The following is a 13252-nucleotide window of genomic DNA, read 5'->3' on the forward strand; positions in this document are numbered from 1 at the left end:
CTCAGGACGGCAGCGCGGGCAGAGCCGCCGCCGCGCCGTCGTCGAAGGACGGATCGCCGGTGCCTTCTCCCTCTGGCATCAAGGCCAGGATCGCATCAGGCAGCGGCTCGGCGGGCAGCCGCGACGGCTCGTAGTGACGCTCGGGAGAGCAACGGACGAACGCACCGTTCTCTCCGCCGAGCACAGCCAGATGCGGATCGAGATGGTCGCGCCACCACACGCTCATCGCGTCGTCGAGCCGGGCCTTCTCCCACTCGCGCCACAGCGAGTAGATGCGCTGCAACGCCTCAGGATGCGCCCACCAGCGCGGGCACCAGTAGATGCCGCTGCGGGACCCCTCGGCGTAGCGCCGCTCCACCGTGGGCAGCAGCCACTCGACCATCCACGCGCCGACATTGCTGTAGGCCGGCTCGATCTCATCACCGCCGGCGGCTGATTCTGCGGAATCGAGCTCGTCGCCCTGCGCCGACAGCTCGTCGAGCAGCGCGTCCAGGTCGTCGTCGGACGTCACTGCCCCTCCATGTGCAAAACCGTGTCCTCCGGCAGCAGCTTCGGGTCGTACGCCTGCCCCTGGGGATCCCACTTGGCCAGCGACGCACGCACGCCATCGGCGTACGGTCCGACCTGCCACGGCCTCGTGCGAACCAGTGCGGCCGGGGCGCCGGAGGGCAGCACCACCATGCGCCCGACCGGCATCGCGAACAGGTCCTCCACGTCCAGCACCCGCATCCGTTGCGGGGACCGGTTCACCGACCGGTCCCAGCCCCGGCTCTGCGTGGTGACCGACTTGGTCGTCATCCAGTAGTGGCCGATGTTGCGGCTGATCTCCTCAAGAAACGCAGGGTCGGCCACACCGCCGCCGTAGGTGCGCACGTTGCTGGAGTCCCACAGCTTGCGCATGCCAGCCTTGCCCCACACCTCCTCGCCCTGAGCCCAGGACTGCAGAATCGTCATGATCGGCAGCCCGTGTGAGCCGTAGAAGGAGTAGAGGCTGGGCAATTGGCGGATCCGCACGATGTTGGCAGCCTCGTCCAGACACGAGAACAGCGGCGGGTCTAGCCGCCGCCCCGGTGACGGGCGCGCCGCGGCCTCACCGGCGCGCAGCACCGCGTCGGCCAGGGCCGCGATCAGCGGGGCCGGTGTGCCCGGTCCGCCGCGGGAGAGCATGTAGAGGGTGTCGGTGGACCGCACGAACGCGGTGATGTCGAGTTCAGGACGCCCGTCCGGCGGCGGGGTGATCCATGCGGTGACCGCCGGCTCGGTCAGCACCGCGAGCGCGGCCTCGGCGATGGCGTACACCGAGCCGCGAGTACGGTCGGGCATCGCCAGCACGCCGTACACCGACTCGGCGGGCAGGTGGTAGTTGCGATCCTTGAGAATGTCTCCGGGCGTGGTGTCGCGCTGGTTGGTCGTCCACCGGTACACATCGGTCATGTCGTGGGCGCCGGAGACCGCGGCGGCGAGCATCAGGTTGGCGATGAAGTCCGAGGCCTTGGTGTCGAAGAACGGGTCGCGCGGACTCGCCCCGTCGTTGGCCTGCTCGGCGAAGCTGAAATGCTCCGCCAGCAGCCGGGCCTTGGTGATGGTGTCGATCCCCCGCAGCGGGTTCCACCAGAAACTCGGCACGCCCGGCTTGCTGAGGTCCCGCGACAGCAGGTACATCGGATCGAACACCCAGACCTTGCCGCGTTTGGCCCGCGGCTCGATGGTCGCGTCGACGATGTCGCCCTTGACACTGGTAGCCACGACCGGACCGGGGGCGGCGACGATCGCTGGGATCGCCCGGCTGGTCGTCTTGCCGGTGCGGGGGCCCCAGATGTCGCAGGCCATGTCCTCCCAGGTCTGGCGCAGCTCGATCCCGGCGGGCACGGTCACCCCGATCGGGATGCCGAACTGGTCGGCGTCCTGGGTCTCGCCCATCGCGGGGCGTAGCCGTCGCGCCGACTCCTCCACCCCCTGCGGCGTGAGCTTGGCCAGGTCGTCGGCCGAGGCCATGTGCCGTGCGGCCCAGTCGACACGCGAGTGGTTCTTGCGGCCAGAGCGCCACAGCCACACGCCCAGCAGTGCCAGCAGTGCCAGCACCACGAGTTCGGCGAGCAGCACCGCAGTGCATCCCCAGTCCCAGCTGATGCGCCCGGCGATCAGGTCGACGACGACTCGCACCGGGCCGCCGCCCCGGTGGCCGGGCGGGTCGACCGTTTGGATGGGCACCCAGACGATGAGCGCGGGCACGAGGACCGCGACCGCGACGGCACCCAGCACCATGCCGATCTCGTCTCCGCCTCCGCCGACGGTGCGGTGTGCCTTCATCGGACGGTGCCCTCCCCCATCACCCATCGGGCATTGGTGTTGCCGAGCTCCTTCTCGACCGCTGTCGGCTCCAGGTGCACGGGGATACCCGGCCGGGAGCCGATCTTGACGAGGAAGTTGCCCAGACCGACGGTCGTCGGGTTGCGGCCGGTCAGCAGGGACGGCGGCGCCGACCAGGAAAGGACCTCGCTGCGTTCGGCCTGCGACAGACTGCGGATTTTATTGACCGCGTCGAGTTCCGTCGATGAGCACGGACCGATCATCAGGACTGCGCTGCGTTCGGCGAAGCCGCGGGCCTTGGCCCGGTCGTGCTCGGTCGGCAGCGCCTCCAGGTCGGCCAGCGAATGCGTGATCATCGCGACGCCGGTGCCCTTCTGCCTGTTCAGCCGTGTCAGGCCGTCCACCCGGTCGACCAGGCCGTGCCCGACGCGCAGCGCCCGCCACATCTCGTCCATCACCGCGAAGTACGTCCGCGCCGGGGCAAGACCGTGGTCGGCGAGCAGGTGCGCGGCGTTGACCTGGCCGAAGCCGTAGCTCCACGTGGACAGCAGCGTGGCGGCGGTACGCAGCTCGTCGGTCTCGTCGATGCCGGAGATGTCCACGCACACCGCCGAGGTGTCCAGGTCGACGGCGGTGGTGGTCTGCCCGTCGAACAGGTCGCCCAGAGGCCCGTGCAGAAGCGCCAGCAGCGTGCGCTGCAAGCCTTCGGTGTCGGCGCTGAACCGACGTCCGTCGGCGTCGGCCGCGAACAGCGTGACGGCCCGGACCTCCGGCGGAGCATCCCGGATCACCTGCAGCAGGTCGGCCAGCACAGGCTGCACGTCGCCTTCGCGGTCGGACAGGTACCGCACCGCGGCGGCGATGACGGTGGCCTCGTCGGCGCTGACCGGACCGCGCCGGATCAGCGTCATCAGCGCGGTCACCATGTTGACCCGCCGGTCGACGATCCCCGCCCTGACCTGGTCGGCGGCCTTGCGGCCGACCCTGGCCAGCGCCTGGCGCCACGGGCCGGTGTCCAGCGGGTTGATGCGGTCCAGGCCTGGCCCCACCCGCAGGACCTGCCCGCCCAAAGCCGTGACCAGCTGTGCGTAGTCGGGCTTGAGATCGCCCAGGATCAGCGGGGTGACGCCCCGGGCGGCCAGCCCCAGCACCATCCGCCGCACGGAGGTGCTTTTGCCCATGCCGGGCTCGCCGAGGATGTACACCGACGGCGTGTTGATCAGATTGGTGCGGGTGAACCAACTGACCGGATCGAAGCAGATGGTGTTTCCCGTGTACAGGTGGCGGCCCATCGGCACGCCGACCGTAGGGGCGGCCGAGCCGGTGCCGAACGGCCACAGGCCGCACACCTGCACGGTGGTGCCGCGGAACTCAACGGCCGGGTCGACCAGCGAGAAGCCGCCGCCGCCGGGCCGGGCGAAGCCCAGCCGACCCGGCGCCGGGTCGCTGCGGCGGCCGGACTGCTCGTTGTGGTTGGTGTCGTTGACACGTGCGTGGTCCCCCGTGCGCATCGTGGTCACTCCCCCCGTGATGGTGCGCCGCGATGGGCGGTGGTCAGAACGGAATCGTGGCGTGGACCGGCAGGACCACGCCGGTGGGCAGGGTGGCCGCGAATGCGGCGGCCTGCGAGCGGTACATGCAGCGCAGCGTCAGGCGCGCCTCACCTGCACGGGCCATCAGCCGGGCCTCGGCTTCGTCAAGGATGTCGGCGTCGGCGACGGTCGCGGTGACCAGAACCGTGAACCGGGTGACGCCGGCCCCGGTGGCCTCCTCGTGGGCGGCCTGCTCGGCGGCGAGGATGTCGACGGTGTCACGCGCCGTCGCCTGGCGCTTCTTGCCCGCGGTGAACAGGGCGTCGCGGCGGTCGCGCTCCACCAGCGCGGCGGCCGCCGCCGGGGTGTACGGCCGGTAGATGATCGCGACGCGTTTGCGCAGCAGCGTCGGGTCGGGATCGGTCAGCCGGGAGAACGCCGAGGAGTACACCGAACCGCGCGGCGCCTCGACCATGCCCCAGGTGCGCGAGACGCCGGAGTCGTGGCGGTAGCGGTCCCAGCTCTCCTGAGCCGCGACGGGCCCGGCGGCGTCCCAGCCGGGCGCGGGCCGGACCCCAGGGCGGGCGGCGGTGACGGGATCGTAGGCGGACGACACGGTCAGCGCCAGATCGGCGGCCGCCATCGGGGTGACCACCGACGCGCCCGCGCCGTGCAGACCGGCGATCAGAGACGGCAGCCGGGTGGCGATCTCTGCGCACACCGCCTCGTGGGTCCACCTGCCGCGGGTGGGCGGCTTGAAGGTCAGGCTCACCCAGGTATCGACCTGCGCCGCGCCGACCGGGTAGGTCCGGATGATGTCGGCGAGCACCTTCTTCGCCGCTGCGGGCGCGTTGGGCACCGTGGTCTGTGCGATCTCGGCGGCCAACGCCGCACCCTGGTCGGGGGTGGTCTCGACCGTGATCTGCGCCTGCTCCAGCATCGGCTCCCGGCAGCAGGCGCTCAGCCAGGCCGCCATCCTGCCGACACGCTGGTCGAGCACAGGCTGGTCGACCAGCTCCATGCCTTCGGTCTGGCAGCGCAGCGCGACGGTGTAGTGGCGGCTCTGCGGGATCACCACGACGCCCAGCGGTTCCCGCAGGCCGGTCTCGACCTCGAACAGCAGCGAGCGGGCCAGGATCCCGGGCAGGCGGTGGGAAAGACTCACCGGCGAGGCCATTCCGGTCAGATAGACGTGGCGGCGCCGGGCCCGGCCGAGCTGCCAGACGACATGCCCGGCGATGATCTGCGCGCCCGTCCGCCCGTGGAACCGGACCGCGAGCGGCAGCAGCATGACCATGCCGCCGACGGCGATGGCCAGGGCCAGCCACTGCGACACGACCAGAGTCCCGGTCGCGCACACCATGACGGCGAACGCCAACCCGGTGCCGACCGGCCCCAGCCCGAACAGACCCGGCCGCTCGCCGCGGCGCCAGTTGCCGTAGGTGCGCTGCTGCGGTGCCGCCGGCTGCTGGATCGTGGTCACTTGGAATCCCCTCCCGCTCCGGTGGCGCTGGCCGCGCCGATGGACCCCACGGTCTGCATGGCCTGCCGTGGCGTGTCCGCTGTCTCCTGAACCTTTTGCCCGACCTGGGCAGCGGCGCCGACAGCCATTCCGGCCGGCCCGGCGCCCGCAGCGGCAGTGGTCATGGCGGCACCGGTCGCGCCGCTGCCGCCGCCTCCTCCGTCGCCGTCCCCGGCCGCGCCCGAGCCGCCGCCACCCTGGATCGAGCGCATGGCGCTGCCAGCGGAAACCGCGCCGGTTGCCAGCGACGTCGTCATCGCCAGCCCGGCCATGGTCCCCGCACCAGCCCCGTCGGCGAGGGTTCCGGCCGCTGGGCTGATCAGACGCATCAGCGCGGGAAGCGCCACGATGGCCATGACGATCGCCATCATTCCGGCGAATACGTCTCGCAGAGAGCGGCCGTCGCCGATCAGCCAGAACCCGGCGCCGTAGATGGTGGCGGCGGTCGGTTTGTACAGCGCCAGAGCCAGCAGCCACGCGACGTACTTGTCACGGGTCTCCCTGCCGCGGCCGACCATGCCGGCAGCGGCGGGAACGGGCAGCAGCCCGGTCAGCAGCGTCAGCCCCACCGTGTGCCCGAGCATCACCAGCAGCTGCACCAGCAGCGTGAAGGCCAGCACGAATCCGAACACCAGTGTCCCGACCAGCCCGAGTGCGGCCACCGGGTTGCCCGGCCCTGCGGCCGGGCCGATCGTGAACAGCGCGTTGGCCCTGCTCTCGAAGTTCCCGCCGGTGGACCGGTCGATGATCCAGATGCTGTAGGCGTCGCCGATCTGTGTCACGAGCAGCACGATCGGCACGCCCAAGCCCGATAGGACGACCAACTGCAACATGCCCCGGCCGAGTTCGGCAGCGGCCTGGCCGCTGCGGTTCATCGCGATGCGCGCCGCGCCGACCAGCAGCGACCCGACTGCCAGCGCGGCCACGATCCAGCCGGTGCTGGCCCGCAGCTGCGCGACAGCGCCGCTGCTCTGCCCGTTGAGCGCCGAGCTGAGGTCATCGGCGACCTGGGGAGAGGGGACGCGCAGCCATCCGGTCAGGAACATCTTGAGCAGCTCGACGATGAATGACCCCATGCCCTCTGCCAGGGCGGTCAGCATCGACGTGGCCGCGCTGGTCGCGATCATCGAGGGAATGCACGTGGGGTCGAGCAGCGGTGTGCAGTCCATCAGCTCGCTCCCCAGGCGACGACACCGGTCATGTCGGTCAGCGGCGTGGTGACGGCAGGCCAGTGACCGGCCGGAGGTGCGACGACCTTCCAGTCACCGCCGTCCCAGCGCAGGGTCAGCGTGGTGATCGCGTGCGCCCCGGACGGCGACCGGCGGACCAGGCCGATGGTGGCCACCTCGGCGGTGTAGGAGATGTAGCGGAAACCGCTCACCTGCGACAGCGAACCAGCTGAGGCGGGCTGCTGGCCCTGTGCCTTGGCGTCGCGCAGCAGCGACAGCAGCCGGTCGCGGTCGGCGGAGGCCACAAACTGGTTCTGCAGCGCGGCCTCCCACGACTTAGCGCCGGCCGAGTACCCGGCGCGGGTGCTGATCTGGGCGGCGGCGATCAGCGCGCCGACCGGGGTGTGGGCGAATCCGGACGCGTGGTCGGCGTCGCTGCGGCTCGGCCCGTCGGTCGAGGAGACGGGGACGGCGACCTGGCCGACGAGCTGCCAGGCGACCCCCGCCGGAGCGGCAGTGGGCACAGGCGACTGCCCGGTCGGTGCGGCAGACGGAGCCGGCGAGCCGGGGGCCGGCGGCGTGCTGGCGGCGGGCGTGGCGGTTGGCGTGGTGGTGGTGGAGTCGGCGTCGCCGGGCAGTAGCACGAAGACGACCAGGGCCAGCACCGCCAGCAGAACACCGCCGATCGCGGCGATCACGAACAGCTTCGGGCGGGGCGAGGCCGTGGCGTAGTCAGGACTGGTCACGAGGGGATCTCCTTCGTCAGATGAGGGAGGCGACGATCGCCGCCGCTGATCCAATCAGGAGACAGGCGAACAACACCCACCCGAGTTGGCTGATGTTCGCCTCGTCGCCTCGGCGGTGGGCGATGGCCATGCGCCCGCCCGTGTAGAGAATCCCGCCAACACACGCCGCGGTGGCAAGACCCGCGACCCACTTGAGGATCAGCAGGACCTTCTCCCCCACGTCGCCGGGAGGCATCTGGCCGCCACCGGGGTCGGGCACGGGCGCCGCCGGGGTCGGGTCGGCCAGCACCGACTGGAGGTGTTCCAGGATCGTTGGCAGCAGACTCATGCGACGCTCCCCTGCATCAACTCGACCAGGCCCGCGCGCAGCGCCTGGATCTGCGGACTCGGCCCGACCGTGCGCGGATCGTCGGCGCTGATGTAGGCCTCCTGCCACCCGACCCACCAGTGCGTGGTGAGCCACCCGGCGATCAGCAACAGCCGCGCGGTGACATGCGCGGAGACGGGCTTGGGGCTGGCCGCCACGATGACCAGCCCGAGCAGGCGGACGTGCGCCAGAGCGGACGTGCGGCTCTGCTCGATCGCGGTGGCGGCCGCGGCGGTGCCGGAGCCCGAGGCGCGGCAAACCAGAACGACCGGCACCTGCTCGCTGGCGGGGCTCGGCCAGTCGCGGCCCGCGTCGTGGCCCACTCCCGTGAGTCTCGACAGGGTGGTGACCCCGGCGCCGCCATGGCAGCCCAGCCACTGCACCGGCCACAGCGGGCCCGCCAACGACGGCGCGGGCGGCGTGCTGCGGGCGATGCCCAGGTAGTGCCCACCCAGCCGCCGGGTGGACGCGGAGTTCCACTGCTGCATTCGAACCCTCCCACTAGAACAATCTTTACGTCATGACGCTAACAGAGATAACGTCGCGACGTATTACCCAGAAGGCTGGGCGCACGTGACAGCAAGGCGCGCAGGCCCACCTGCACGGGCCAGACACGATGGGGAGGATTCGTTTTGGCGCACAAGCGTTTGCGGGCTTCGGCCGTGCTCGCTCTGCTTATGGCAGGCTGCTCGGCAACCAGCGCCGCACCATCGGGCAACGCAACGCCCCCGCCCTCGGCGACACCGGTGACTCCTGTCATCACGGCTGAGCAGCCCGGTCATGACCACGGCGGCCGACCACCAGCCGCGCCCGCCGAGGGCTCCGCCGCCGCCGTGGCTGCCGGATTCGCCGCGGACTGGGTCGCCGACCGCGACCCGGTGACCTGGCTTCAGCGGCTGCAAGCGTGGTGTGAACCCGGCCTGGCACAAGCCCTGGCCACCGCAGACCCGGCCAACGTGCCCGCCTCGGCGGTCACGGGACCCCCCACCAAGGTGGACGGGTCGGCTGAAGAGGGTCTGCGGATGCGCGTGGACACCGACGCAGGCAGCCTCGTCCTCACCATGGCCGCCACCGACGGCCACTGGCTGGTCTCCGGCGTCGACTTCGTCCGGAGGGCATCGTGAAGCGGCCCAACACCGCGCTGGGAGCGCTCGTGGCCGTGATGCTGCTCGCCTGCGGCGTCACGATCGTGCTGCCGCTGATGAGCATGTCGGTCGCCGAAGCCTCATGCGCGCCCAAGCCCTTGACTGCCCCGAGCACCGGCGGGGGTGACTGGAGCCAGACCGCACGCCAGCACGCGGCGACCATCGTCGTGGTCGGCGGACACCGAGGGCTGCCCGCCCGCGGCCTGGTCATCGCGGTCGCCACCGCCATGCAGGAAAGCGGCCTGCGCAACCTCGCTAACACCGGCGTCCCCCGGTCGCTGGAGTACCCGCACGACGGGGTCGGCCACGACCACGACTCCGTCGGCCTGTTCCAGCAACGCCCGAGCCCGCCCGACGGACAAGGCGCATGGGGCGAGGTCGCCGACCTCATGGCACCAGCGATCTCGGCGGGGAAGTTCTACACCGCGCTGGCCAAGGTGCCCAACTGGCAGACGATGCGCCTGACCGACGCCGCCCAGGCAGTCCAGCGCTCGGCCTTTCCCGAGGCATACCAGAAGTGGGAGGAGTCGGCCGAGCAACTCGTGGCCGCCATCCTGGGTGTCGGCGCCATCGAGGACATCGGCGGCGGCCCGCCGCTGGCCCCCTGCGGCACCGCCGACATCGATCCGGTCCAGGTCGGCCCGAACGGATGGGTCCAGCCGGTACGCGCAAAGATCGGCAGCCCGTACGGCCAGCGCGGTGGCAGGCTGCATGCGGGAGTCGATCTCGGGGCGGCACGGCACACCCCGATCCGCGCGGCGTCGGCCGGGGTCGTGGTACGGGTGAAGTGCAACTCGAGCACCGGCACCTGTGACCGCGATGGCAGCCTGGACCAGACCGGCTGCGGCTGGTACGTCGACGTACGCCACGCGGTTGCGTTCGTCTACGCGGGCGTACGTGTGACCAGCGTCGTCACCCGCTACTGCCATATGGTCCAGCGGCCCCAGGTCGCCGTCGGCGAACAGGTCGCGGCCGGGACGGTCTTGGGCTTCGTCGGATCGTCGGGCCGCTCATCAGGCCCGCACCTGCACTTCCAGGTCCACCTGAACGTCCCCGCCGGCGGCGCGGCGACCAACGCGAACAGCACGGATCCGGTGCCGTTCATGGAGGCTGTCGGAGCCAAGCTCGGACCGTGGTTCTTGTAGCTTGTCCGTAGGGCATACAGCCAGCCTGCCGGGGCCGGTCGGCACCGACGACAGCAGGTGGTGATCAGAATGCGGGAGGTCAACGCGCCTTCGGGCCCTCTCGACGACTTCAGCTGGAGCACGGCCGGCAGCCGAGTCATAGGCTTCCTGAGCAGGCGCGACGGCTGGGAGGACATGGGCCTGTCGTTCGAGTACCGCCCGTCCAGGCCCGCGTGTCTGGACACCCTCGTCGACCGGTCCATGCACCCCTGCAGTGGGACCACGATCACCAGCGACATGGACGTCTACACGCCTGAGGCGAGCTGCCCGCAGTGCCTGGCAGACCTGCCCGGTCAGCGTCCGGTGGATTCCATCACGCTCACCGTGGGCTACGACCATCCCGAGGACATCCGCCGTCACATCCTGCTCATCGAGGCGATCCGCTGGTCGACGACCGGGTTCGGGGTTCTGCTGCAAGACGCCCCGCCTGCGTGACGAACTCATCAGCAGTACGGGCACGGTGTCCGCAACGTTGCACCCTGCGGTTCACCGGACGCATCGACCACCCTACGTCTAACGGCAAATGCTCAGTCACACTTGCACCATGGCGGAATTGGACAAGGGCGGCCTCGAAGAGGTTGTCACGGCCGGACTGGGCATAGCGCTCATGAAGCAGCAGCCGTTCGCGGCGGCGAACGTCGCACGTCTGCGACGGGTGCATCCTGGCAAGACTCCTGCCGAGCTTGTCGCCTACATGAACAAGTTCTACCTGATCGGCGTCGCGGCGATCGGGGCCGGAACCGGTGCGGCGGCCGCCGCACCGAGTGGTGTGGTCCGAGCGCCGGCTGTCATCCTCCAGCGACTCACCTTCCTGGAAGCCTCCGTCCTGTACACGCTTTCGGTGGCCGAGGTCCATGGGCTGCATGTCGAAGACCTGGAGCGACGCAATCTTCTGTTGACCTCAGTCCTCACGGGCAACGTCGTCGCGACCAAGGTCCTGAAGCAGGTCGTCGGCCGGACGGCCCCGCACTGGGGCAAGGAGATTGTGAAGTCGATTCCGATGTCGGCGGTCCATAAGGCAAACAGCCTGCTTGGGCCGGAATTCGTCACGAAGTGGAGCGCAACGCAGGGCGTGCTCGTCCTCGGGCAGCAGGTACCGTCGCTCATCGCTGTGGCCCTCGGCGGAGGCGGCAGCAGCCTGATCGGGTGGACCATCATCAAGACTGCCCAGGCCACTCTCGGTCCGGCTCCGGAGTCGTGGGACCATCTGCCGAATGCCGCCGGCGGCCTGGTCGCCGCTAAGAAAGTACGCCGTAGCGCTCAAACAGCTCCGCGATGAACGCCTGTACCAGCTGGCGGGCTGCTGCCTCATCTCCGGTCAGCTCATGCCCGCCGAACCGGAAAACCTCGTATCCGGCCAGCCGCAGCCGGCGGTCCTCGGCGACCATCTCGGCGTAGCGCCGCACGTCGGCACGGCCGTCGTCGGTGCTGTAGTGCTGCCGCCCGTCGATCTCGATCACGACGCGCTGGCCGTGTTGAAGCAGCAGCAGGAAGTCCATCCGCTGGCGGACCAGCGGGCGTGGTCCGGGCCTCTGGCGCTTGGTGAGCGGATCGAAGTGCAGGTAGACCTGCGGGATCAGCGCGGGCACCCGATCCATCGGGTGCTGGCCGTAGAGAGCGCAATACTGCTGGAAAAACAGCCGCTCAGGCGGCGACTTCGGATCCAGCGAATCGAAGAGGCGCTGGTACAGCAGCCGTGCCGGATGGACCAGGTCGTCGGCCGGGTGCCCCTGGACGTCCTCGCACCACCAGCGCACCAGCGCCGCCCAACTGAGTCCGTCCGGCGGCAACACGCGGTTGTAGATCAGGCAGTTCTCGGCGTGCTTGACGATCTCCACCGTGTTGCTGACAGCGTCGCGCAGCACCAGTTCAGGTTTGGGGCCCTTGGCGGCGAAGATGAGGTTCTTGAAGTCGCCGTCGACGCCGCGTGCACCGGCGCGCTGCACGAGTTCCTGCAGGTGCTCGGAGCGGAACTCCTCTAGGACCCGCACAGCGAGGCTGACGAGCCGGTGCAGGTCCCACTCGTGGATCCGCCTGCGGACATACCACTTCTTGCTGGCGAAGGCCTCGTCGCCGTCGCCGGTGGCGAGCCCGAACCGCTCGCCCACCCCCGGCAGCTCGTAGGACTTCACCTGTGAAAGCGTCTCGGCGATCGCGTCGACCAGGTCCACAGCACGCACGCGGTCAGCCACCAGCGAAGACTAGGGCACAGCGCCGACAGCTCCGCAACCGAGCAGATGGGGCGCAAGACACGTCGGCGCCGCCGCATGAACCGCCGCCGTCCGGCAAGGCAGCCGTACTGCCTCGTCGATGCCGCATGGCACAGCCGCGGCGCGTCGGGGCTGTCCGGCCCGATCACCCAAATAGTCTTCCGCCATGGCTCTCCACTTTCCCGACGAGGTGCCCGCTGAGCATGTCAGGACGGCTGCGTTCGCCCGCGCGTTCATGGCCACCGGCTGGAACAGGTTTCTGCCGGGCCGAGCCATCCTGATCGCCGGCTTCCTGTCGCATCAGCCGATGACACACGATGAGCTGCACGACGTGCTGCTCGCCCAGGTGCCCGACGGCATGGCCGACTCGGCGTGGGAGCAGCTGGATCCATACACCGATGAGGAGCTGGCCGACCTGGCCAAGGACTGGGGACGCGAACCCGAGACGGCAGCGCAGGCCAACGCCGAAGACGAGCAGCGGCGCGCGGAGGACATCGCCGACATGGCTACCTACGCCGCAGCGCTCGGCGCCGCGCACGTGGACACGATGGACGATCTGCTCGCCTTCATGGTGGCCGCACGCCTTGTCGTGGTCGACGATGACGGCGGACAGCCGCGGTACGACCTGAACCCCGACGCTCCGCTGCCCGAAGAAGTGCTGCCGCTGTCCGAGGAACGACGCGCGCAGGAAGGCAAGATCCGCTGGCTGCAGCTGTACGAGCCCACCGCGCAGAACATCATCCGGCAGTTCCGCCCGGATGAGGCGGATCGGCCGACAGCTCTGACCACCAGCTTGCAACGGCTCAGCCGCCAGCTGGGCGTGGACGTGGAGACCACGCGTGCGGGCGTGGGCGTGCTGCTGGCCGAGGGCGACTTCACCACCAGCCGCGATCCCGAGACAGTTCCAGAGCACGCGGTGTTCGAGATCCGTGTCGACTGGCGACGCTTCGCTCAGCAGCGGTTCAACCTGCGTATGGGAAGCGCGGAGGACACCGACTGACGCCCTGCGGTGCCAGGCGTGGCAGGGCGGCATCGGCGCTGGTTCCCCAAGCGGGAATATTCCAAGG

14 protein-coding genes are annotated in these 13252 nt (G+C 70.1%); 5 read left to right on the plus strand and 9 right to left on the minus strand.

Features of this window, described 5'->3' with window-relative positions:
- Nucleotide 1: 1 nt before the first annotated feature.
- Genes AB0B35_RS19515 through AB0B35_RS19550 form a run of 8 tightly spaced genes read right to left on the minus strand, consistent with a single transcriptional unit; the run spans nucleotide 2 to nucleotide 8134 of the window.
- Nucleotides 2–511: a DUF4913 domain-containing protein gene (locus AB0B35_RS19515; RefSeq protein ID WP_361047187.1), complete on the minus strand. Its 510-nt coding sequence runs from the start codon at nucleotides 509–511 to the stop codon at nucleotides 2–4.
- Entirely contained in the window at nucleotides 508–2310 is a 1803-nt protein-coding gene (locus AB0B35_RS19520; RefSeq protein WP_361047189.1) for a TraM recognition domain-containing protein, read from the minus strand. Before AB0B35_RS19520 ends, AB0B35_RS19515 begins: the two co-directional genes overlap by 4 nt.
- Nucleotides 2307–3821: an ATP/GTP-binding protein gene (locus AB0B35_RS19525; protein WP_361047192.1), complete on the minus strand. Its 1515-nt coding sequence runs from the start codon at nucleotides 3819–3821 to the stop codon at nucleotides 2307–2309. The genes AB0B35_RS19520 and AB0B35_RS19525 overlap by 4 nt, the downstream gene beginning before the upstream one ends.
- A 43-nt stretch (nucleotides 3822–3864) precedes the next feature.
- On the minus strand, nucleotides 3865–5325 hold the full coding sequence (locus tag AB0B35_RS19530) for an SCO6880 family protein (protein ID WP_361047195.1): 1461 nt from the start codon (nucleotides 5323–5325) through the stop codon (nucleotides 3865–3867).
- Nucleotides 5322–6533: a hypothetical protein gene (locus AB0B35_RS19535; protein ID WP_361047198.1), complete on the minus strand. Its 1212-nt coding sequence runs from the start codon at nucleotides 6531–6533 to the stop codon at nucleotides 5322–5324. The genes AB0B35_RS19530 and AB0B35_RS19535 overlap by 4 nt, the downstream gene beginning before the upstream one ends.
- Complete coding sequence (locus AB0B35_RS19540) at nucleotides 6533–7279, minus strand: hypothetical protein (protein WP_361047200.1); 747 nt, start codon at nucleotides 7277–7279, stop codon at nucleotides 6533–6535. Before AB0B35_RS19540 ends, AB0B35_RS19535 begins: the two co-directional genes overlap by 1 nt.
- A gap of 16 nt (nucleotides 7280–7295) precedes the next feature.
- The gene (locus AB0B35_RS19545; protein ID WP_361047203.1) at nucleotides 7296–7607 is read right to left on the minus strand and encodes a hypothetical protein; all 312 of its coding nucleotides are present in this window, start codon (nucleotides 7605–7607) and stop codon (nucleotides 7296–7298) included.
- A complete protein-coding gene (locus AB0B35_RS19550; protein ID WP_361047206.1) occupies nucleotides 7604–8134 on the minus strand; it encodes a DUF6668 family protein in 531 nt (176 codons plus the stop codon). The genes AB0B35_RS19545 and AB0B35_RS19550 overlap by 4 nt, the downstream gene beginning before the upstream one ends.
- A 258-nt stretch (nucleotides 8135–8392) precedes the next feature.
- Between AB0B35_RS19550 and AB0B35_RS19555 the strand changes: the two genes are divergently transcribed.
- From AB0B35_RS19555 to AB0B35_RS19570, 4 genes are all read left to right on the plus strand, one after another.
- Entirely contained in the window at nucleotides 8393–8770 is a 378-nt protein-coding gene (locus tag AB0B35_RS19555; protein ID WP_361047208.1) for a hypothetical protein, read from the plus strand.
- Complete coding sequence (locus tag AB0B35_RS19560; RefSeq protein ID WP_361047210.1) at nucleotides 8767–9936, plus strand: M23 family metallopeptidase; 1170 nt, start codon at nucleotides 8767–8769, stop codon at nucleotides 9934–9936. Before AB0B35_RS19555 ends, AB0B35_RS19560 begins: the two co-directional genes overlap by 4 nt.
- A 69-nt stretch (nucleotides 9937–10005) precedes the next feature.
- A complete protein-coding gene (locus AB0B35_RS19565; protein WP_361047213.1) occupies nucleotides 10006–10410 on the plus strand; it encodes a hypothetical protein in 405 nt (134 codons plus the stop codon).
- 109 nt (nucleotides 10411–10519) lie between these two features.
- On the plus strand, nucleotides 10520–11254 hold the full coding sequence (locus tag AB0B35_RS19570) for a hypothetical protein (protein ID WP_361047215.1): 735 nt from the start codon (nucleotides 10520–10522) through the stop codon (nucleotides 11252–11254).
- Here the strand turns inward: AB0B35_RS19570 and AB0B35_RS19575 are convergent.
- Nucleotides 11214–12167: a hypothetical protein gene (locus AB0B35_RS19575; protein ID WP_361047217.1), complete on the minus strand. Its 954-nt coding sequence runs from the start codon at nucleotides 12165–12167 to the stop codon at nucleotides 11214–11216. The two genes, AB0B35_RS19570 and AB0B35_RS19575, sit on opposite strands and share 41 nt — an antisense overlap.
- A 253-nt stretch (nucleotides 12168–12420) precedes the next feature.
- On the opposite strand from AB0B35_RS19575, the gene AB0B35_RS19580 reads away from it, so the two are divergent.
- Nucleotides 12421–13185, plus strand: a complete 765-nt coding sequence (locus AB0B35_RS19580) for a DUF6042 family protein (protein WP_361047220.1) — start codon at nucleotides 12421–12423, stop codon at nucleotides 13183–13185.
- The last annotated feature ends 67 nt before the right edge of the window (nucleotides 13186–13252 follow it).

It is taken from the genome of Catellatospora sp. NPDC049133, assembly GCF_040648455.1.
GTDB lineage: Bacteria > Actinomycetota > Actinomycetes > Mycobacteriales > Micromonosporaceae > Catellatospora > Catellatospora aurea.